Genomic DNA, 20,938 nt, shown 5'->3' with positions numbered 1-20,938 from the left:
ACGATGCGCAGATTCAATAGGTTAGAGCGGCTCCGCCTTTGGTGGAAACGCGAAACCGCTCTATCTATTTGTTTTGACGCATTTTCACGGACGTCAGATGTTTCCATCTGACTGCGAAATGCTCTAATCGGCCCGGAACCGCATCATGCCGACGAGCCTGGCTTCCACGCCGTCCACCAACGGATCGGCAAGGATGCGCTTCGGATCGACCGGGCCCGGCAAAAGCAGGGTCGGCGGCACGATGGGGCGGAAGCCGAGCGGCCCGTAATAGGGCGCATCGCCGATCAGGATCACCACCTCGGAGCCAGCCCCTGCGGCGGCTTCGACGGCAATGCGCACCAGCTTGCGGCCGATGCCCCGGTTCTTGTGGGAGGGGCGGACGGCGAGCGGGCCGAGCATGTGGCCGGCAGCCTTGCCGGCCCAGACCGGCGTCAGCCGCACCGAGGCAATCACTGCGTCCCCATCCAGGCAAACAAAGGACAGGGTGCGATCATGCGGGCCCTGCTCGCGGATACGGCTTGCCGTGCGCGCGAAGCGCCCGGGCCCGAAAGCCTCGTCGTTGATCTCTTCGATCGCGTTGTCGTGGGAAACCTCTTCGGGGAGGTAGCACAGTTCGCTTGTCATGGTTTTGTGAGCCTGTCGGAATTACGCAAATGAAAGCCGCCGGAGAGGTTCTCCGGTTTTCGATCTTCAATCAGCGTCGTCGCAGGATCCGCATGACAAATTCCAGTTTCAGGGCAGAACGCCACTAGCAGGAAAAAACGGCCCCGTCCAGCCGATGGACCTCAAGAGCGCGATTTCCGTTGAACCATGACACAGTGTCAAACGTTTCGGGGCTGGCAATGCTTCAGCCGAAACGTATGTAAGGGTCGAGAGAGGAATGAAAGGAGCATCCCATGGGCATGCTGGAAGACGGCGTCTGGAAGGACGTTTGGTACGACACCAAGAAATCCAAGGGCCATTTCAAGCGTGAAAGCTCGCAGTTCAGGAACTGGATCACGGCCGATGGCAGCGCCGGGCCGGAGGGAGAAGGCGGTTTTGAGGCCGAAAAGGACCGCTACCACCTCTATGTCGCGCTCGCCTGCCCGTGGGCGCACCGAACCCTGATCTTCCGCAAGCTCAAGGGCCTCGAGGATTTTATCGACGTTTCGATCGTCGACCCGCTGATGCTGGAAAACGGATGGGAATTCAAGAACCGCGACGGCGGCACCAACGACCCGATCAATGGCGCCGACTATCTCTGGCAGGTCTACACCAAGGCCGACCCGCACTATACCGGTCGCGTAACGGTTCCGGTGGTCTGGGACAAGAAGCGCGGGACGATTGTCTCGAACGAGTCCGCCGAAATCATCCGGATGTTCAATTCGGCCTTCGACAAGCTCACCGGAAACAACCTCGATTTCTACCCGGAAGAACTCCGCGGCGAGATCGATGACATCAATGCAACCGTTTATGATACGGTCAACAACGGCGTCTACAAATCCGGTTTCGCCACCACGCAGGAAGCCTATGGCGAGCATGTGACCAAGCTGTTCGAAACGCTCGACATGCTGGAGGAACGGCTCGGCGAAAACCGCTACCTCGCGGGCGACACGCTGACGGAGGCGGACTGGCGGTTGTTCACGACGCTGGTGCGTTTCGACCCGGTCTATGTCGGGCACTTCAAGTGCAATCTTAGGCGGATCGCGGACTATCCGAACCTTCAGGGCTATCTGCGCGAACTCTACCAGATGCCGGGCATCGCCGAGACGGTCAATTTCGACCACATCAAGCGCCACTACTACGGCTCGCACAAGAACATCAATCCAACGGGTATCGTGCCTGAGGGACCGATCCTCGATCTCGACGCGCCGCACGGTCGATAAGCAGAACGAAGCGCGGATCGGCTATCCCGTGCCGCTTCGCTCCGTCAGCCAGTTGCGGGTCGCCTCGTAAAGCTCGGGGCCGAGCCCCTCGACGACTTCAGGCGCGAGGTCGGCAAGGCTTGTTTCGGCAAGCGAGGCCCGCCAGGCCCTGTCTGCGCGCAGCATGACCTTTGCCACGGGGCACATGTCCTTCGGGCAATAGCCTTCCGGCAGGCACGGGTTGTTGGCGCGAATATCGCGGCACAGAAACAAGGGCGCCTTGCCTTCGACCGCTTCGACAATGTCAAGAAAAGAGATGTCCTCAGGCGCGGCGGCGAGCCTGTAGCCGCCGCCAGGCCCAAGCGAGCTTTCCACGAGCCCGGCCTGGGAGAGCGCCTGCAATGCCTTCGAAAGATATTCCTTCGGAATGCCGTGGAAGGTCGCAAGCACCTTGGTGGGCAAATAGCGTCCGCGCGGGAGACCGGCTAGCACGGCCGCCGCGTGAAGGACCCATTCGACCTGATTTCTAAGCTGCATCCGCTTCCAAGCCGGCCTTATCCAGACCGTAAACCCTGTCCAGCGAGCCAGGACGGCTCTGATAGGCAATCGCCAACCTGTTCCATCCATTAATCGACACGATCACATAGGTCAATTCGGCGATCTCCCGGTCGCTGAAATAGGGCGCTAGCGCCTCGCGCGCCGAGACGGCCCTGTGGTTGTCTATCGCGCCGGTGAGCGCCTCGGCATAGGCGAGTGCCGCCTTTTCCGTGTCGGAGAACAGCGGCGATTCGGCAAAGACGGCGACATGGTAGAGACGCAACTCCCTTTCGCCGGCAATCTTGGCTTCCTTGTGATGCATGTCGAGGCAGAAGGCACAGCCATTGATCTGCGACACGCGGATATCGACGAGATGTTTCAGCCTTGCATCAAGGCTGTTCGTCCCAAGTGTTTTGGAGAAAGCGATATAGGCCTCGGCAAGAGCAAGCGTGAACCGGGCATAGGGCGGTGTAGTCATGATCTGAGTCCTTTCATCAAATTAAGGATATTTTTTATCCTTGAGGATATTTAATATCCTTAATTTGAGCGAAGTCAAGATCGCCGTGCACGGAGGCTGTTCGTGCCGGAGACTGCTTGCGGCCTGGGGCGGGCCCGTCTATGACATCTTCATGTTCAAGCTCGCTCATATTTCAGATGTCCACCTCGGACCGCTGCCGCAGCTTTCGCCGCGAGAGCTGGTCTCCAAACGCATCACCGGTTTCTTGAACTGGCACCGCAACCGGCGCAAACATCTCGGCAAAAACACGCTGGAGAACCTGCTTCTGGCGATCGCCGACGAGGCGCCGGATCACCTTGCAATCACCGGCGATCTCGTCAATCTTGCCACCACCAAGGAGATCGAGAACGCCGCCGAATGGCTGAAGAGCGTCGGTCCGGCAAAAGACGTCTCGCTGGTGCCCGGCAACCACGACGCCTATGTGGGCGGGGCCTATGCCAAGGTTGCCAGGGCCTGGCGCGACAATATGCAGGGCGATGAACACCGTCCGCTCAGCAGCACCTCGGATGCCCTCACCTTTCCTTATCTGCGCCGGCGCGGGCCCGTGGCGATTATCGGCTGTTCTTCGGCCATCGCCTCGCCACCGTTCATGGCGATCGGCAACTTCGAGAAGAAGCAGGCGCGCGCGACGGCCGAGTTGCTCAGGAAGGCCGGCGAGGAAGGCCTGTTCAGGATCGTGATGATCCACCACCCGCCGGTGCGCGGGGCGGCCGCACGTCACAAACGGCTGATCGGCATCAGGCGGTTCCGCGCCGCAGTCTCGACCGGAGGGTGCGAACTGGTGCTGCACGGGCACACCCATCTCAACACCGTCAATTTCATCGAAACGCCGCATGGCAAGACGCCGGTCATCGGCATTGCCGCGGCCGGACAGGGAACCGATGGCAAGAAGCCGCCGTCTGCCTTTAACCTGATCACGGTCAGGGGGAAGCCCGGCAGGTGGGAAATGCACTGCCAGCGCCATGCGCTCGATGCTGCAAGCGGCCTCATAGAGCCGGAAAGCGCATTTGCCTATTCCTACGCTGAAGCCGCTGCGGAATAGGCGTCGATCAGCCCGTTGATGCTCAGAGACAGCGCTGTCGCAACCTTCGCGCATTCGCCGCCGCCAAGGCCGTTCCAGCCCATGGCGTTCTTTACCGCGTCCGGACAGATCCGGAAATACATCGATTGCCCCATGATCGCGAAGCTGAGCACCTTGGTCTCTTCGGCATCAGGATCTCTCCCGCTCGCGCGGCCGAGCAACTGCCCGATATGTCTGTGCAAGGGCGCTGTGACCTGCGCGTAAAGCAGGTCGAAGGCTTCGCTGCGCTGGGTGATATAGCGCATCATGAAGGCGGAGATCGCCTCGGCGTCACTTCGCCCCGTGATCGGCGTCACCATGCGAAGCGCGATCTCCAGGAGTTCCTCGCGGGCGGCCTCGGGCGCGACATCATCAGGCACCGGCTGAAGGACATCGCTTCCGAGCCGCTCCGAAATCGCGTCGATCACATAATGCGCGCAGGCGATCAGAAGCCCGGGCTTGCCGCCGAAATGATAGGCGATGCTGCCAATATTGGCCCCGGATCGTTCCGCGATCTTGCGTGTGGAGACGGCGTTGTAACCAAATTCCGCGAACAGGCGCAAAGCGGTCGAAATGATCGCCTGACGCGTGGCCGCTGCTCCCTGCAGATTATCACTCATGACGTGTTAAGTTTGCCCTCGGTTGGGCGGCGAGCCGCCCGGTTCTCGTTCTTCTTCTTCAACGTCATTGTTCACTTGATTGATCCATACCGCAAGGCCCCTTTCCGCTTGAGCCACATTTCTGCCGTAATTTTTCCTCAGCGAAACCGGAATGCGGAGCGACCATAGTCAAACGCAAATAAGTCGGTTCCGCGTCGGTTCGACAAAGTGAACGCAGCCCCTTGTTTCCGGCCTTTACAAGGGGCAATATCGCGCGCGAACTTCGCGCTACGGGGCATCAGGTCCGGTTCCGGTCGCCATTCATATTTTCAAGGAAACGATGGACATCTCCGTCAAAACCAACAAATCAGCCGATGTCAGCGGTCGGAAGCGCGCGAAACGCTGGTTGCCAGCCCTTGCCTGTTGCGGCTTTCTCGGCATTGGCATCGCCATCGGCGCGATCCTGTCGCGGGATACCTCGAGCGCGACGGAAACAGTTGACCTGTCTCTGGAACAATCGACCGACTGGATCGACGATGTCTGCGCCAATTTCCGCATCTTCGGCAGAAAATATCAGCCGATAACGGATATCGGGCCTCAGGATACCGCAGCCGTTGCCGACCTCGTGCAGCGCACGACCGGCCTCGACGTGAGCGTTCCAAGCTTCGAGGAGGGCGCGCGGATCTTTGAAGGCGCACGCATCGTCGCCGTCGACCGCACGCCGGGCGTTGAACTCTTCTATCGCAACAATGCGGGCGACCTGCTTTCGGTCTTCATCCTCGCGCGCCCGGCGACGCTCGACAACGAGATCACCGATGTCCAGGAGACTATCCGCGACAATCTCACCGTCGCCTGGTGGCAGGGAGAACGCGCGCTCGTCGCCATCGTCGGCCCGTCATCAGACACCGATATGCCGGCGCTCGCACAATCGGCCTATCTGAAACTGTAAGATTGCAATTGAGGGAACGGACGGCGCCAGCCCTGCCGGCGCCGTCATGATGTGTCTACGCGCCCTTGGCGAGGATCTGGTTCGCCGCCGAGACGATCGCCTCCAGCGATGCCGCCACGATATTGGTGTTGATCCCGGCGCCGAACATGCGGCCGCCGTCATATTTCACCTCGACATAGGCAATCGCCTTTGCGTCCGAGCCGTGGTGGAGCGAGTGTTCTGAATAGTCTTCTACCGACAGGTTGATGCCGAGATAGGCAGACAGCGCATTGACGAAGCCATCGACCGGGCCATTGCCCTTCGCATCGATCCGCTTCTTCTCGCCATCGTCCGAGATTTCAGCCGTCACGACGCGCACGCCCTTTTCCGCGCCCTGCGGATAGGTGTGGTGATCGATGAACTTGATGCGGCCTTCCGGCTGATCGACATAATGCTCCATGAACACGTCATAGATGCGCTTCGACGGCAGTTCGCGGCCCTCTTCGTCGGTGATCTTCTGGATCAGTTCGCGGAAGGCCACCTGCAGGCCGCGCGGCATGTTGATGCCGTAGTCGCTCTGCATGATATAGGCGATGCCGCCCTTGCCCGACTGGGAATTGATGCGGATGATCGCCTCATAGGTGCGGCCCACGTCCTGCGGGTCGATCGGCAGGTAGGGCACTTCCCAGACCGGCTTGTTGGCGACCCGGATCGCCTTCATCCCCTTGTTGATCGCATCCTGATGCGAGCCGGAGAAGGCCGTGTAGACCAACTCGCCGACATAGGGGTGGCGTTCCGGGATCGTCATCTGGTTCGAATATTCGTAGACGTCCTTGATGCGCTCGATCTCGGTACAATCCAGTTCCGGATCAACCCCTTGCGTGAACATGTTGAGCGCCATGGTGACGATATCGACATTGCCGGTGCGCTCGCCATTGCCGAACAGCGTGCCCTCGACGCGGTCGGCGCCGGCGAGCAGGCCCATCTCGGCGGACGCGATGCCCGTGCCGCGATCATTATGCGGATGGACCGAGATCAGCAGGTTTTCGCGATTGTCGAGATTGCGGCACATCCACTCGATCTGGTCGGCATAGATGTTGGGCATCGACATCTCGACGGTCGACGGCAGGTTGATGATCAGCTTGTTGTCCGGCGTCGGTTTGACCTCGGCGATCACCGCGTTGCAGACCTCCAGCGCCACTTCCAGTTCCGTGCCGGTAAAGCTTTCCGGCGAGTACTCGAAACGGTAGCCGCCGCCGGCCTTTGCCGCCATATCGGTGATCATCTTGGCCGCATCGACCGCGATCTGCTTGATGCCGGCAACATCCTTGCCAAACACCACGCGCCGCTGCAGTTCACTTGTCGAATTGTAGAAATGCACGATGGGACGGTGCGAACCTTTCAGCGCCTCAAAGGTGCGGGTGATCAGTTCCGGGCGGCACTGAACCAGCACCTGCAAGGAGACATCCTCGCCGACATTGCCGTTTTCCACGCACCAGCGGGCAAAGTCGAAATCCGTCTGCGAGGCGGAGGGAAAGCCGATCTCGATTTCCTTGAAGCCCATGTCGAGCAGCAGCTGGAACATGCGCGCCTTGCGGTCGTGGCCCATGGGGTCAACCAGCGCCTGGTTACCGTCGCGCAGATCGACTGAGCACCAGATCGGTGCCTTCTCGATGCGCTTGCCCGGCCATGTGCGATCGGAAAGATCGACCTGCGGATAAGGCTGGTACTTGGCGGCAGCCGTCGGCATGCCCTTGGCTTTGGTGGAGTGACTCGCGTCCATTTTGTCCTCTTGTCCGGCCCGCCGTCTGCCGCCTTTGAGGCGCAGTCAGGCTTTGGCCATTCTCGTTGTCATAAACTGTTCGGGAATGAAGGAGCGCTTGGTGCCAAGCGGCTTTCCGGCCGCCGGGCGCTCCTCAAAGGACCCGGCAACCGCTGTTAAGGCCGAGAAGAAGGAGCGAGTTTGGCGCGCGCATGACGGCGGCGGGGGCGCTTGCGCCGCCCGAAAACCTGCCCTGCCGATATGCGTCCAAAGTGATCATGACGATTTCCATAGCGGCAACAGCCGCCGATTGCAATTCAAAAAACGCGTCAGCCCCCGGCATGCCTTTTCTGCGTCAGACGTTTGATGCCGGTGATCGCGAGCCCCGCCGCCAGCCCCCAGAAGGCGCCGGAAATGCCGAAGAAGCCGACGCCGGAAGCGGCAACCAGGAAGGTGATCGCGGCTGCCTCGCGCGCCTCCGGTTCCTTGAAGGCGGCAAGGGCGGCGGCGGCGAATGCGCCGATCAGGGCAAGGCCGGCGACCGCCTCGATCAGGATCGGCGGAGCAAGCGAAACCAGCGCGACGACCAGCCCGCTCATCAGCCCGAAGACCAAATAGCCGATCCCGGCGATGATCGCGGCCCAGTAGCGTCGTTTCGGGTCGGGGTGGGCATCCGGCCCCGCGCACATGGCCGCCGTGATCGCGGCCAGATTGACGCCGTGCCCGCCAAAGGGGGCGGCAAAAAGCGAGAACAGGCCGGTCAGCGAGAACATCCTGCCGGCGGACGGCCGGTACGCGTTGATGGCAAGGATCGCGACGCCGGGGATGTTCTGCGAGGCCATGGTGACGATGAAAAGCGGAAGCGCCACGGAAATGGCGGCCTGCAGGCTGAACACCGGCGTCACCCAGACGGGCATCGGCGCCGCCTCGCGCCAGACATCCGCCCAGGCGCCGTCAGGGATATCGACGCCGAAGACCAGAACCAGCACGAAGGCGCCAAGGGCGGCCGGCACGGCGAGAAGCCGGTTGAAGGCGCCGGCGACGACGAAGGCGAGGATGATCGGCAGGCCCAGCAGCGGATCGAACTTGACCGCCTCGACCGGCGCGAAGCAGAGCGCAAGCAGCACGCCGGCCAGCATGGCATTGGCGAGCGGCGCGGGAATGGCGGAAATCGCCCGGCCGACCGGCTTCAGCAGGCCGGCAGCGATGATCAGGAGGTTGGCGACAATGAAGGCGCCGACCGCTTCGGCAAAACCGCCGGGCAGCGTTCCCGCCGTGGCGAGAAGGGCCGCCCCCGGCGTCGACCAGGCAATCGAAACCGGCATACGCGTGACGGCCGAAATGATGATGCCGGCAACGCCCATGACGATAGACAGCGCCATCAGGCCGGAGGCCGATTGCGCCGGGCTCGCGCCGATGCCTTCAAGCCCCTGCAGCACGACGGAAAACGAACTGGCAAAGCCGACAAAGGCCACCAGCAGCCCCATGAACAGGCTCTGCGCCGAAAATTCCCTCAGCATGTCCCCTCCGACCTGCGGCATATGATTAAAGAACTGCAAGCACGAAAAAGCCGGGCGAAGCAAGCCCTTCGCCCGGCCTATCGGTTCTCAATCAAGTGCCGGAAATCAGATCTCGGCCTGCGAGGTCACGATCCGCGATACGAGACCGTACTCGATCGCCTCCTGGGCGGAGAGCCAGTAGTCGCGGTCAATGTCCTTGGCGATCTTGTCTGCCGGCTGGCCGGTGGCATCGGAGAAGATCTTGATCAGGCGCTCGTTCATCTTGATGATCTCGCGGGCCTGGATCTCGATGTCGGATGCCGGACCGCGCGTGCCGCCGGAGGGCTGGTGCAGCAGAAAGCGCGTATTGGGCAGGCAGATGCGCTGCTCCTTCGGCGCCGCCGCATAGATCAGCGCGCCGGCTGAGGCAACCCAACCGGATCCGATCATGATGACCCTCGGCTTGATGAACTTGACCATGTCGTGGATCGAATCGCCCGATTCCACGTGACCGCCCGGCGAGTTCACGAAAACGCGGATGTCTTCGTCGGAGACTGCGGCCATGGCCACCAGTTGCGAGCAGACGCGCTGGGCGAGTTCCTGCGTGATCGGGCCGTAGATGAAGATCGACCGCGACTTGAACAGATTGGCTTCTGCCTCCTTGCCCAGGGGCAGTTCGGTCTTCTTGTCGTCTTCTTCGTCGCTCATTCGGAATCTCCAAGGGTAAATGTTCTGTTCCCCGACTTAATGCGAATATCGCGCCAATACAATGTCCCCCGCTTTCCGGCTGCGCAGCAAAACGGTCGAGCGCCTTGAAAGGCCGCCGGGCAGCCCCCACGTCAGTTCGGTCAATTCACGATCCGGCCCCTCGGTCCGGCAGTCATTCCTTGGTTTTTGCACGGCCCGGCAGAGGCCGGATGCTTGAAGACCATCAATCATTTCCATCCGAAAAGGCAGAACCATGCGTTACAACCGACTTGGGAATTCAGGCCTGAAAGTGTCCGAGCTCTGTCTCGGCACGATGACCTTCGGCGGCAAGGGCTTCTGGACGGCGATCGGCGCGCTCGACCAGGCCGCCTCCGAAGAGCTCGTCAAGACGGCGATCGATTCCGGCATCAACTTCATCGATACCGCCAATGTCTATTCCGAGGGGCTGTCGGAGGAGATTACCGGCCAGGCGCTCAGGAATCTCGGCATACCGCGCGACGAGGTGGTGATCGCCACCAAGGTGTTCGGCGGCATGGGCGAAGGGCCGAACAGCCGCGGCTCATCGCGCTACCACATCATGGAACAGGTGAAGGGAAGCCTTTCCCGTCTGCAGACCGACCATATCGACCTCTACCAGCTTCACGGCTTTGACAACACGACGCCGATCGAGGAAACGCTCGAGGCGCTCGACACGCTCGTGCGCCACGGCCATGTGCGCTATGTCGGCGTCTCCAACTGGGCGGCCTGGCAGATTGCCAAGGCGCTCGGTATTTCCGAGCGCAAGGGGCTTGCCTCCTTCCAGTCGCTGCAGGCCTATTACACCATTGCCGGCCGCGATCTCGAACGCGAGATCGTGCCGATGCTGAAGTCCGAAGGCGTCGGGCTGATGGTCTGGTCGCCGCTTGCCGGCGGGTTCCTCTCCGGCAAATATGACCGCGACAACCAGACCGACGGGGAGGGTCGCCGCGTCAATTTCGACTTCCCGCCGGTCGACAAGGAGCGCGGCTTCGCTACGATCGACGTGATGCGCGAAATCGCCGAGACCAAAGGCGTTTCGGTGGCGCAGATCGCGCTCTCGTGGCTGCTCTACCAGCCCGCGGTCACCAGCGTGATCGTCGGCGCGAAACGGCCGGACCAGCTGAAGGACAATATCGAGGCGACCGACGTGGAGCTTACGGCCGCAGACATGGAACGTCTCGACGCGGTCTCGGCCCTGCCGCGCGAATATCCCGGCTGGATGCTGGAGCGCCAGTCCGGCGGCGAAACCGTTTCGCCGCCGCGCGTGCCGAAATAGGCGCCGGCAAAGGCCTGTCCGGGTGCGGGCATCGCCCGCATCCACTCCGCCGCCGATCAATCGATCCGGACGCGCACCCCATGCGGCTTGACGCCTTCCGGTTCCACATGGATGGCAAGCGTGGAACCCGGGATCGCCTTCTTGATCGCGCCTTCCAACCGGTCGCAGATATCGTGTGCCTCGCCGACCGTCATGTCCTCGCTGACGACGAGATGAAAATCGATGAAGGCGGCGGCGCCGGCGCGGCGGGTCTTCAGGTCGTGCACGTCGGATGAACCGTTGGCATTGTCGAGGATTGCCTTGCGGATCGCGTCCTCTTCCTCGCCGCTGAGCGCAGCATCCATAAGCCCGCCGACCGATTCAGCGATCAGCTGCCAGCCGGCATAGAGAATGTGCGCGGCGACGGCGAGCGCGATCAGCGGGTCAAAGATCGGATACCCCGTCGCCAGCGCAATGCCGAGACCAATCACGACGCCGACCGAGGTGACGACGTCGGTGCGGATATGCTTGCCGTCGGCCACCAGTGCCGGCGAGCGCATCGACCGCCCGGCCGAAATCAGCACATAGGCCCACACGCCGTTGATCAGGCTTGCGAAAATGTTGACGCCGAGGCCCAGGCCGACATCGGTCGGCATGGACGGGTCAAAAAGTTCGCCAATGGCTTCATTGAAGATCAGGAGCGCGGCAACGACAATCGCCACGCCCTCAATGACGGCGGAGATATATTCCGCCTTGTGATGACCGAACTGGTGGTCATGGTCGGCAGGCTTGGCCGCATAGACGATCGCGACGAAAGCGGCGACGGAGGCAACCACATTGACGATCGATTCCAGCGCGTCGGACAAAAGCGCCACGGACCCGGTCAGATGCCAGGCGAGAAGCTTGATCCCGAGCACGAGAAGAGAGAGCGGTATCGTCCAGAACGCCAGTGTCCGCGTTCGGCTTGCGCCGCCGCCTTTTGCCTGACCACCAGTCATTGGAAAATCCCGTCTTGCTGAACGAAAAGGCCGGAACAGCCGCCCGGCCCTGTCGATCTGCTACCTCCTCATCGCGACAATGGCAAGACAGTCTTCACCCTGCCGCCTTTTTGTCTCCCAAAGCCTCGCCGGAGCGATCGACCAGCTTGCCCACCACATTTTCGATGATGCGCATGCCGGCATCGCCGCCGAGCGTCATGATTGATTCGGGGTGAAATTGCACGGCCGCGACCGGCTCATGCGCATGCTCGATGCCCATGATGATGCCGTCATCGGTCTCCGCCGAAATGGCGAAATCGGCCGGCAATTGCACCGCATCGGCAAAGATCGAGTGATAGCGGCCGACGGTGATTTCCTTCGGCAGCCCGTCGAAAAGCCGGCCCGGCTCAAGGATGCGAATGCGCGAGGGCTTGCCGTGCATGGGCACAGCAAGCTGACGCAGCGTGCCGCCATAGGCCTCCGCCAGCGCCTGCAGGCCGAGGCAGACGCCGAAGATCGGCAGGTTTCGGCTGCGCGCCTTCTTGATCGTCGTCTTGCAGTCGAAGTCCTTCGGCATGCCCGGCCCGGGCGACAGGACAACGAGGTCCGGCGCGATCCGTTCGAACGTTTCGTCTGCCACCGGCGAGCGCACGGTCGCCACCTCAGCGCCCGTCTGCCTGAAATAATTGGCGAGCGTGTGGACGAAACTGTCTTCATGGTCGACAAGCAGGATCTTGAGCCCCGCGCCGATTTTCGATACCGGCCGCGTGGCAGGCGCAAGTTTTTCCGCATCCGCCTCACGGATGGCGGCCAGCATGGCTGAAGCCTTCAATTCGGTCTCCGCTTCTTCCTCATGGGGATCGGAATCATAAAGCAGCGTGGCGCCGGCCCGCACTTCCGCCGTGCCATTCTTGACGCGGATCGTGCGCAGCGTCAGCCCGGTATTCATGTCGCCGTTGAACCCGACCATGCCGATAGCGCCGCCATACCAGGCGCGCGGACTCTTCTCGTGGTTTTCGATGAAGCGCATGGCCCAGAGTTTCGGCGCGCCGGTCACCGTCACGGCCCAGGCGTGGCTCAAAAACGCGTCGAAGGCATCCATGTCGGGACGCAGACGTCCCTCGATATGGTCCACCGTATGGATGAGGCGCGAATACATCTCGATCTGGCGGCGGCCGATGACCTTGACCGAACCGGGCTCGCAGACCCGGCTCTTGTCGTTGCGGTCGACATCGGAACACATGGTCAGCTCCGACTCGTCTTTCTGCGAATTCAGAAGCTTCAGGATCTGCTGGCTGTCGGCAATCGGGTCCTCGCCGCGCTTGATGGTGCCGGAGATCGGGCAGGTCTCGATCCGCCGGCCGGTGACGCGCACGAACATTTCCGGCGATGCGCCGATCAGATATTCCTGGTTGCCGAGATTGATGAAGAAGGAATAGGGCGACGGGTTGGTCGCCTTCAGCCGTTTCGAGATCGCCGACGGCTTGCTGGTGCAGCGTTCCATGAACTGCTGGCCGGGCACGACCTCGAAGAGGTCGCCGCGCACGAAGCTTTCCTTCGCCTTGGCGACCAGTTCGGCATATTCGCCCTTGTGGTGGTCGCTGCGGGGCGGCAGGCTGTTTGCGGGGCGGAATGGCTCGGAAGCGATGTCCTCGCCCTTGCCCTCCGTCGCGATCCCGTCCTTTTCAAAATCGTAGCGATCGATCCAGGCCTTGGCGGCATGGTTGTCGACCATCAACACCTCGTCGGGCAGGAACAGAACCATGTCGCGCTGGTCGACGGGACGCTCGAGCTTAAGCTTGATGGCATCGAACTGGAAGGCAAGGTCGTAGCCGAAGGCGCCGTAAAGCCCGAGGCTGGCATCCTCGTCGGAATGGAACAGATCGACGATGGCGCGCAGGACCGTAAACACGGTCGGCGCCTTGGAGCGCTCCTCCTCGGTGAACTGACGGTCGGGCTCGGCCACCTGAAGATCGATCCGGCGGGGCGTGCGGCCGGTGATCGCAACCGGTTCCAGAGCCTCCACGACCGGCAGTATCAGCGAAAGCAGCGCCTCGCCGCGTCCGTTGAAGGCCTCGATCCACATGGTGCGGCCATTGCAGGAAATGGCGGCCGGCGGATCGATGACGGCGGTGTCCCAGCGGGTGTAGCGGCCCGGATATTCATAGTTCGATGAAAAGACCGCGCCGCGCCGCTCGTCCAGCCGGTCGATATAGCTCGATACGGAATCGCCATAGGGCACGAAACGGCGCGTGCGCGTGATCGTCACGCCGCCTTTCGTCTCATAGCTTGCCCCGCCATCCGGCCGTTCATGAAGGCTCATTGTCCCTGCTCCACCTTTTGTGTCGCGAAACGGCGTCCCGCGCGTTTCGCAATGTCATTCGTTGAACCCCGCAAAGGCGGCGACAATACGAAAAAAGCCGCCTCGGTTTGAGGGCGGCTTCGTCAGATCATCCGGACATGCGTGATCGTGGCCGCCTTTAGCGAGCCCACCACCAGTTAGCAATGTTCATCGTCGTGATCATCATGGGCTTTTTCTACCCCAGCTTGGCCTGACTGGCAAGCAGCAAGAGAAGCGACGGCGAATCCTGCCATTCAAGCCTTTTCATAGGCACACGGATGAAAAGCCCATTTCATGCGTATACGCTTGCCCTCGCGCCCGCGCGGACATAATCCGGGATCAGAAACGCATTGAAAAACAAGCATCAAGGGAGGCAGACATGCCGCAGCCCGCGCAAAGCAGACACTGGTGGAAAGAGGCCGTCGCCTACCAGATCTATCCCCGCTCCTTCGCCGATTCCAATGGCGACGGCATCGGCGACATTCCCGGCATTATCGAGAAGCTCGACCATGTCGCCGGTCTCGGTATCGACGTCATCTGGCTGTCGCCGCATTTCGACAGCCCGAACGCCGACAATGGCTACGACATCCGCGACTATCGCAAGGTGATGGCTGAATTCGGCACCATGGCCGACTTCGACCGCCTGCTCGCCGAGATCAAGAAACGCGGCATGCGGCTGATCATCGACCTCGTGGTCAACCACTCGAGCGACGAGCATGAATGGTTCGTCGAAAGCCGCTCCTCGCGCGACAGCGCCAAGCGCGACTATTACATCTGGCGCGACGGCTCGAAGGGCGTGCCCAACAATTTCGTATCCTATTTCGGCGGCTCCGCCTGGGAGAAGGATGCGGCCACCGGCGACTACTACCTGCATTATTTTGCGAAGAAACAACCGGACCTGAACTGGGACAACGAGAAAGTCCGCGCCGAGGTCTATGACCTGATGCGCTTCTGGCTCGACAAGGGCGTCTCGGGTTTCCGCATGGACGTGATCCCGTTCATCTCGAAGAATTTCGCCTTCCCGAACCTGACTGAGGAAGAGATGAAGGATCCGGGCCGCGTCTACGCTTCCGGGCCGCGCCTGCACGAATACCTGCAGGAGATGAACCGCGAAGTGCTGTCGCATTATGACTGCATGACGGTTGGCGAGGCGGCCGGCGTTTCGGATGCCGAGACGCCGCTTTTCGTCGACGAGGCCCGCAACGAACTCAACATGATCTTCAACTTCGCCGTTGTTATGCTCGATCGTGACGGCTGGCGCTGGAAGCCGCGCAAGCTCACCGACATGAAGGCCACCTTCGACCGGCTCGACAAGGCGGTGGGCATGACCGGCTGGAACACCGTCTTTCTCGGCAATCACGACCAGCCGCGCGCCGTCAGCCATTTCGGCGATCCGGCGCCGGAATGGCGCGAGCTCTCTGCCAAGGCGCTGGCAACGATGATGCTGACCATGCGCGGCACGCCCTTCATCTACCAGGGTGAGGAGATCGGCATGGTCAACTACCCCTTCACCGATCTCGACCAGTTCGACGATATCGAGGTGCGGGGCCTCAGGCAGGACCATGTCGAGACCGGCAAGGTCAGCGCCGGGGAGCTTCTTGAGAACCTCAACAGGGTGAGCCGCGACCATGCCCGCACGCCGATGCAATGGGATGCTTCAACGAATGCCGGCTTCACCACGGCGCAAAAGCCCTGGCTTGCGGTCAATCCGAATTATTTGGAGATCAACGCCGCGGCCGCGCGGGCGGATCAAGGCTCGGTCTACCATCATTACCGGCGGCTGATTGCGCTGCGCCATGAAACGCCTGCACTCGTCTACGGCACCTATGAAGATCTTGCGCCCGATCACGAGACGGTCTTCGCCTTCGAGCGCAGGCTTGATGACGTCCGTCTGGTCACGGCCATCAACTTCTCGCACGAACCGGTGACCTGGCGTCATGCGGCGCTGAAGGGGGCGTCCGGTCTCCTCAGCAACGAGGAGGACCGTGGCGCGGCTATCGCCGATGACGCGCTGACGCTTCTGCCCTGGGAGGCAGTGGTGCTCAAGCCCGCGACCTGACGGGGAGCGGACAAAAATGCCGGCGGCGCCCGCCGGGTGCCCTCCCTTCTCGGCCTCGCAACCCTTGACGTTCCGCCCGTTCCGGGGCCTTCTCACCCTGCGCGGAAATGTTTCGACAGTTTCAGGCCCTGGGCCTGGTAGTTCGAGCCGAGACCGGAGCCGTAGAGCGCCGTCGGCGGATCCATCATGCGCTCGTAAACCAGGCGGCCGACGATCTGGCCGTGTTCCAGGATGAAGGGCACCTCGTGGCTTCTGACCTCGAGCACCGCGCGCGCGCCCCTGCCGCCGGCCTCCGCATGGCCGAACCCCGGATCGAAAAAACCCGCATAGTGGACGCGGAATTCGCCGACCAGCGGGTCGAACGGCGTCATCTCGGCGGCGAAAAGCGGCGGCACGTGCACGGCCTCGCGCGAGACAAGAATATAGAACTCGTCCGGGTCGAGGATCAGCTCGCCCTTGCCGCGCCCCTGAATGGGCTCCCAGTAATCAAGAATGTCGTAGCCGGCCTTGCGGTCGACATCGATGACCCCGGTATGGTGCTTGCCGCGATAGCCGACCAGCCCCTCGCCTTCAAGATCGATCGACAACGCAATGCCGCCGTCGGAAATATTGGGTATGTCGCTGGCAACCAGGGTTTCGGCGCGATGCAGCGCCATCAGCGCGTCTTCGCCAAGCGCCGAATGCCCGGAGCGAAAGCGGATCTGCGAGAGACGCGAGCCCTGGCGCACGATCACCGGAAAGGTGCGCGGCGAGATTTCCAGATAGAGCGGTCCCCGATAGCCCGAAGGAATGACATCGAACTCCTGCGCGAAATCCGGGATCACGCGGGTGAAGATATCGAGCCTGCCGGTCGAGCTCTTCGGGTTGGTTGACGCGGAGAGATGCTCCGGCAGGGCGAGCCCCTCCATCAGTTCGACGATATAGACGCAGCCCGTTTCAAGAACCGCGCCCTGCGAGAGGTCGATCTCGTGCATGGAAAGCCGCGAAAGCTTGTCGGCAACGCTGTGGCGCGGACCAGGCAGGAAACTGGCGCGCACCCGGTAGGCTTTTGCGCCAAGGCGCAAGTCGAGGCTTGCGGGCTGGACCTGGTCGCGATCCAGCGGCTTCGTCGTGGTCAGATTTTTCTGCTCGAGCAGTGCGGCAATGGCGTGATCGGGCAGGATTCCGGGCGTCTTGGACATGTTTTGCTCCTGTTGGCCGACAAAACCAATCTTTCAGAATTGACGCAAGCGCTTATAGGGATTATGCCGCCTTATCCCCGTGGTGATTTGGCCGGTCGGCTTGCAGCCACGTTAAACAAGTAGCTAAAAGGCCGGGTAACCGGTCCCTTAGCGACCGGTTTTTTTGTTTGGAGAGATGAAAATGAAGAAGTCCTGGCGTCCGCAAACCAAGCTCGTTCATGCAGGAAGCCTGCGGTCGCAGTATGGCGAGATGTCCGAAGGCATCTTCATGACGCAAGGCTTCCTCTACGAGAATTCGGCCGCCGCCGAGGCCCGTTTCAAGGGCGAGGACGACGGTTTCATCTATGCCCGCTACGGCAGCCCCACCAATGACATGTTCGAAAAGCGCATGTGCGCACTCGAGGGAGCGGAGGACGCCCGCGCCACGGCCTCCGGCATGGCTGCCGTTTCCGCCGCCATCCTCTGCCAGCTGAAGGCCGGCGACCATATCGTCGCCGGCCGCGCGCTCTTCGGCTCCTGCCGCTGGGTCGTGGAAACGCTCGCGCCGAAATACGGCATCGACTGCACGCTCGTTGACGGGCGCGACCTCGCCGCCTTCGAGGCCGCCATCCGTCCGAACACAAAGCTGTTCTTCATCGAGAGCCCGACCAATCCGACGCTGGAAGTGGTCGACATCGCCGGCGTTGCCGATCTCGCGCACCAGGCCGGCGCCCGCCTCGTCGTCGACAATGTGTTCGCCACCGCGCTTTACCAGAAGCCGCTGGAACTCGGCGCCGATGTCGTCGTCTATTCGGCGACCAAGCATATTGACGGACAGGGCCGGTGCCTCGGCGGCGTCATCCTGTCGTCGAAAAGGTGGATCGAGGAGGAACTGCAGGACTATTTCCGCCATACCGGCCCTGCCCTTTCGCCCTTCAACGCCTGGCTGTTGATGAAGGGGCTGGAGACCTTCCCGCTGCGCGTTCGCCAGCAGACGGAAAGCGCCGGAAAGATCGCGGATTTCCTCGCCGACCAGAAACAGGTCGCCCGCGTGATCTACCCCGGCCGCGCAGACCACCCCCAGGCCGACATCATCAAGAAGCAGATGACTGCGGGGTCGTCGCTCATCGCCTTCGAACTGAAGGGCGGCAAGGATGCGGCCTTTGCGCTGCAGGATGCACTCGATATCGTCTCGATTTCCAACAATCTCGGCGATGCCAAGAGCCTGATCACCCATCCGGCGACGACGACGCACAAGAACCTCTCCGACGAGGCACGCGCCGAGCTCGGCATTTCCGGCGGCACGATCCGGTTTTCCGCCGGCATCGAGGATACCGACGACCTGGTCGACGATTTTGCCCAGGCCCTTGCAAAACTGCCGGCATAAGCGCCAGAATTGCAGACCGGCCGGAGGCGAAAGGTCCCGGCGGAGAGGCCAGTGGGAGCCCGCTTTTGCAAAGCGTGACGACGGACGAGATCGAGGTCAGGGTGGAAACCCGTTTTCTGGACGAGCATTCCGCTCCGGCGGAGAACCAGTTCGTCTGGGCCTATGACATCGAGATCGTCAATCACGGCGCGGTCGATGTCCAGATCGTCGCCCGTCACTGGACCATCACCAATGCCGACGGGATCGTCGAGATCGTCAACGGGCCGGGCGTTGCCGGCAAGCAGCCGGTTCTGGCCAGCGGCGAACGGTTCTCCTACCAGTCGGCCGCCCCGCTCGACACCGCGTCCGGCATCATGGTCGGCCATTATGTGGCCCGCACCGGCGACAACCGCCTGCTGCAGGTGGCCATTCCGCCCTTCTCGCTCGATTCCCCCTATGAGGACCGCTCCCGCCATTGAGAGCGGCAGGAAAAAGCCGCCCTCCCCGCTCAAGGAAAGGGCGGCGTATGAAAGCCCATTCGGCAGGCGCCCGGATTACTCGCGCGTCATGACATCCTCGACATCGGCGCCGCCATATTCCTGCAACTCGATATCGTGCTGTTCGCGGCGGAAGCGGTCGAAAATGTCCTGCGAGATCCGTCCGCGCACCGCCATCAGGAAGACGGCAAGCGAGAACAGGGCCGCCACGATCGAATCGACCGGATGCGGAATGACGCCGAGTCCGCCGCCATAACCGCCGAGATAGGAGATGATGGCGACGCCGGCCATGTAGACCCCGAACCACGCGGCGCTCATCGGTTCCAGATCCTCCCGGCCGATCACCGCCAGGCGCAGGAAAAACAGCGCCGCGCCGATGAACAGCAACACAAGCAGAACCCAGATCGTGCTCCAGCCCGACCAGTAGATCATCAGCGTCGCGATCATGAAGGCAAGCGCCCCGATGACGCCGGCCGCGGGCACCACGAAGGGACGGCGGGCATTCGGCGCGAGATAGCGGAAGGCCACCATGGACACCGGACCGGCGATGAAGGACAGCACCACCGCCGCGCTGTTGAGCGCCAGGATTTCCTGGAAGGGCAGGATGATCAGCATCAAAAGCGCGACCACATAGTTGAGGATCAGGCCCCAGAGCGGCACGCCGTATTCGTTCAGCTTGGCGAACAGGCGCGGGAACACGCCGTTGTTCGACATGGCAAGCGCCAGGCGGGCATTCGAGCTGACCGAGACGAGCCCGCTGCCGGCCGGCGAGATCACGGCGGCGACATTCAGCATGCTGAGCAGCCACAAGACGCCGATGGAGGTGGCAAGCGCGCCGAGCGGACCGAGTTCATGGCTCGATTCGATCGTGTGCCAGCCGCTGGCAAGCGAGGTCGGGTCGATGGCGCCGACAAAGGCGATCTGCAGGCCGAGATAGATCGCAAGGCAGATCAGGACGGAGAGGATCAGCGCCAGCGGGATCACCCGCTGCGCGTTCTTCACCTCGCCCGCAAGGTCAATGGCGTGACGGAAGCCGATGAAGGCGAAAACCACGCCGCCTGTCGAAACGGCGGCGAAGATGCCGGGAACGCCATAGGGCGCGAAGCCGCCGGCGGCGGTGAAGTTTGACGGCTCGAACCGCGCGGCGACCACAACGACGATGAAGATCACCGGCACGATCAGCTTGAACCAGGTCATCGTCGTGTTGATGCGGGCGAACCAGGCAACGCCGAACACGTTCACCACCGTGAGCACGGCAAGGAAGATCGCGGCCGCGATGTAGCCCGAAAAGGTCAGGCCGCCGGTGGCGTTGGTCAGCCACGGAAGATAGGACGAGGCATAGCCGAGAGAGGCCTTCACCTCGATCGGCGCCGTCGTGCAGTAGCCGACCCACGCGCTCCACCCCATGGCCAGCGCCAGAAGCCGGCCGTGGGAGAACTGCGGAATGCGGGCGATACCGCCCGCGATCGGAAAGAGCGTGGAATTTTCCGCATAGGTCAGGGCGATCAGCAGCATCGCCACTGCCCCGATCAACCATGAGATAATGGAGGCCGGTCCCGCCAGTTGGGCCGTATCGAGCGGCGCAAAGAGCCATCCCGATCCCAAAACGCCGCCCACGGCGACAAACGTCAGGCCGATCAGGCCGATTTCGCGTCGCATTGCCATTTTTTATGTTCCCCTAGCTTAACGCGCTTCACTGAATGCAGCCGGCCACCCCTGCTGGCACACCGCAGCGAATGTATATACTCACAATCTTAAGTATTCATGCGCACGCCGTTTCAAGTCAATCGCTTTGCGCGCCGTTCCGTCAG

General features: G+C 62.0%; 18 protein-coding genes and 1 riboswitch. Of the genes, 7 read left to right on the top strand and 11 right to left on the bottom strand.

Going from position 1 to position 20,938, the window contains the following annotated elements:
• Positions 1-123 precede the first annotated feature (123 nt).
• Positions 124-624, bottom strand: a complete 501-nt coding sequence (locus tag AZF01_RS02200) for a GNAT family N-acetyltransferase (protein ID WP_024706166.1) — start codon at positions 622-624, stop codon at positions 124-126.
• A gap of 272 nt (positions 625-896) precedes the next feature.
• Between AZF01_RS02200 and AZF01_RS02195 the strand changes: the two genes are divergently transcribed.
• Positions 897-1,865 carry a glutathione S-transferase family protein gene (locus tag AZF01_RS02195; protein ID WP_036235522.1) on the top strand — a complete coding sequence of 323 codons (969 nt, stop codon included), beginning with the start codon at positions 897-899 and terminating at the stop codon, positions 1,863-1,865.
• 21 nt (positions 1,866-1,886) lie between these two features.
• On the opposite strand, the gene AZF01_RS02190 is transcribed toward AZF01_RS02195, so the two are convergent.
• Both AZF01_RS02190 and AZF01_RS02185 read right to left on the bottom strand, forming a co-directional pair.
• The gene (locus AZF01_RS02190; RefSeq protein ID WP_036235524.1) at positions 1,887-2,381 is read right to left on the bottom strand and encodes an Rrf2 family transcriptional regulator; all 495 of its coding nucleotides are present in this window, start codon (positions 2,379-2,381) and stop codon (positions 1,887-1,889) included.
• Positions 2,371-2,859, bottom strand: a complete 489-nt coding sequence (locus AZF01_RS02185) for a carboxymuconolactone decarboxylase family protein (protein WP_024706167.1) — start codon at positions 2,857-2,859, stop codon at positions 2,371-2,373. The genes AZF01_RS02190 and AZF01_RS02185 overlap by 11 nt, the downstream gene beginning before the upstream one ends.
• Before the next feature lie 151 nt (positions 2,860-3,010).
• On the opposite strand from AZF01_RS02185, the gene AZF01_RS02180 reads away from it, so the two are divergent.
• Positions 3,011-3,940, top strand: a complete 930-nt coding sequence (locus tag AZF01_RS02180) for a metallophosphoesterase (protein WP_024706168.1) — start codon at positions 3,011-3,013, stop codon at positions 3,938-3,940.
• On the opposite strand, the gene AZF01_RS02175 is transcribed toward AZF01_RS02180, so the two are convergent.
• Entirely contained in the window at positions 3,916-4,578 is a 663-nt protein-coding gene (locus AZF01_RS02175; protein ID WP_024706169.1) for a CerR family C-terminal domain-containing protein, read from the bottom strand. The genes AZF01_RS02180 and AZF01_RS02175 overlap by 25 nt on opposite strands.
• 319 nt (positions 4,579-4,897) lie before the next feature.
• Here AZF01_RS02175 and AZF01_RS02170 point away from each other — a divergent pair, with 319 nt between their 5' ends.
• Positions 4,898-5,506 carry a hypothetical protein gene (locus tag AZF01_RS02170; protein WP_024706170.1) on the top strand — a complete coding sequence of 203 codons (609 nt, stop codon included), beginning with the start codon at positions 4,898-4,900 and terminating at the stop codon, positions 5,504-5,506.
• Positions 5,507-5,561: 55 nt separating this feature from the next.
• Here the strand turns inward: AZF01_RS02170 and leuA are convergent, their stop codons facing one another.
• The 3 genes from leuA to AZF01_RS02150 all read right to left on the bottom strand — a co-directional run bounded on the left by leuA (position 5,562) and on the right by AZF01_RS02150 (position 9,454).
• Positions 5,562-7,268 carry a 2-isopropylmalate synthase gene (leuA, locus tag AZF01_RS02165; RefSeq protein ID WP_024706171.1) on the bottom strand — a complete coding sequence of 569 codons (1,707 nt, stop codon included), beginning with the start codon at positions 7,266-7,268 and terminating at the stop codon, positions 5,562-5,564.
• 308 nt (positions 7,269-7,576) lie between these two features.
• Complete coding sequence (locus AZF01_RS02155; RefSeq protein ID WP_024706173.1) at positions 7,577-8,767, bottom strand: benzoate/H(+) symporter BenE family transporter; 1,191 nt, start codon at positions 8,765-8,767, stop codon at positions 7,577-7,579.
• Between the two features lie 105 nt (positions 8,768-8,872).
• The gene (locus AZF01_RS02150; RefSeq protein ID WP_024706174.1) at positions 8,873-9,454 is read right to left on the bottom strand and encodes an ATP-dependent Clp protease proteolytic subunit; all 582 of its coding nucleotides are present in this window, start codon (positions 9,452-9,454) and stop codon (positions 8,873-8,875) included.
• Between the two features lie 253 nt (positions 9,455-9,707).
• Here AZF01_RS02150 and AZF01_RS02145 point away from each other — a divergent pair, with 253 nt between their 5' ends.
• Positions 9,708-10,748, top strand: a complete 1,041-nt coding sequence (locus AZF01_RS02145) for an aldo/keto reductase (protein WP_024706175.1) — start codon at positions 9,708-9,710, stop codon at positions 10,746-10,748.
• 56 nt (positions 10,749-10,804) lie between these two features.
• Here the strand turns inward: AZF01_RS02145 and AZF01_RS02140 are convergent, their stop codons facing one another.
• Positions 10,805-11,725, bottom strand: a complete 921-nt coding sequence (locus tag AZF01_RS02140; RefSeq protein WP_024706176.1) for a cation diffusion facilitator family transporter — start codon at positions 11,723-11,725, stop codon at positions 10,805-10,807.
• A gap of 94 nt (positions 11,726-11,819) precedes the next feature.
• A complete protein-coding gene (locus AZF01_RS02135; RefSeq protein WP_024706177.1) occupies positions 11,820-14,027 on the bottom strand; it encodes an anthranilate synthase in 2,208 nt (735 codons plus the stop codon).
• Between the two features lie 397 nt (positions 14,028-14,424).
• Here AZF01_RS02135 and AZF01_RS02130 point away from each other — a divergent pair, with 397 nt between their 5' ends.
• Positions 14,425-16,104 (top strand): alpha-glucosidase, encoded by a 1,680-nt coding sequence (locus AZF01_RS02130; protein ID WP_024706178.1) that lies wholly within the window; start codon positions 14,425-14,427, stop codon positions 16,102-16,104.
• 92 nt (positions 16,105-16,196) lie between these two features.
• Here AZF01_RS02130 and AZF01_RS02125 read toward each other — a convergent pair whose 3' ends face one another.
• Positions 16,197-17,285: a 2'-deoxycytidine 5'-triphosphate deaminase gene (locus AZF01_RS02125; RefSeq protein ID WP_024706179.1), complete on the bottom strand. Its 1,089-nt coding sequence runs from the start codon at positions 17,283-17,285 to the stop codon at positions 16,197-16,199.
• Positions 17,286-17,354: 69 nt separating this feature from the next.
• Positions 17,355-17,432: riboswitch (SAM riboswitch) on the top strand.
• A 34-nt stretch (positions 17,433-17,466) separates the two neighbouring features.
• Here AZF01_RS02125 and AZF01_RS02120 point away from each other — a divergent pair.
• Positions 17,467-18,651 carry an O-succinylhomoserine sulfhydrylase gene (locus AZF01_RS02120; RefSeq protein ID WP_024706180.1) on the top strand — a complete coding sequence of 395 codons (1,185 nt, stop codon included), beginning with the start codon at positions 17,467-17,469 and terminating at the stop codon, positions 18,649-18,651.
• Positions 18,652-18,725: 74 nt separating this feature from the next.
• Complete coding sequence (apaG, locus tag AZF01_RS02115) at positions 18,726-19,109, top strand: Co2+/Mg2+ efflux protein ApaG (RefSeq protein WP_244435486.1); 384 nt, start codon at positions 18,726-18,728, stop codon at positions 19,107-19,109.
• A 75-nt stretch (positions 19,110-19,184) separates the two neighbouring features.
• Here apaG and AZF01_RS02110 read toward each other — a convergent pair whose 3' ends face one another.
• Positions 19,185-20,792 carry an APC family permease gene (locus AZF01_RS02110; protein WP_024706182.1) on the bottom strand — a complete coding sequence of 536 codons (1,608 nt, stop codon included), beginning with the start codon at positions 20,790-20,792 and terminating at the stop codon, positions 19,185-19,187.
• Positions 20,793-20,938: the final 146 nt, after the last annotated feature.

It is taken from the genome of Martelella sp. AD-3 (genome assembly GCF_001578105.1).
In the GTDB taxonomy this organism is placed as follows: domain Bacteria; phylum Pseudomonadota; class Alphaproteobacteria; order Rhizobiales; family Rhizobiaceae; genus Martelella.
The sequence above is the reverse complement of the archived record's forward strand: the minus strand, read 5'-3'. Positions and strand labels throughout refer to the sequence as shown.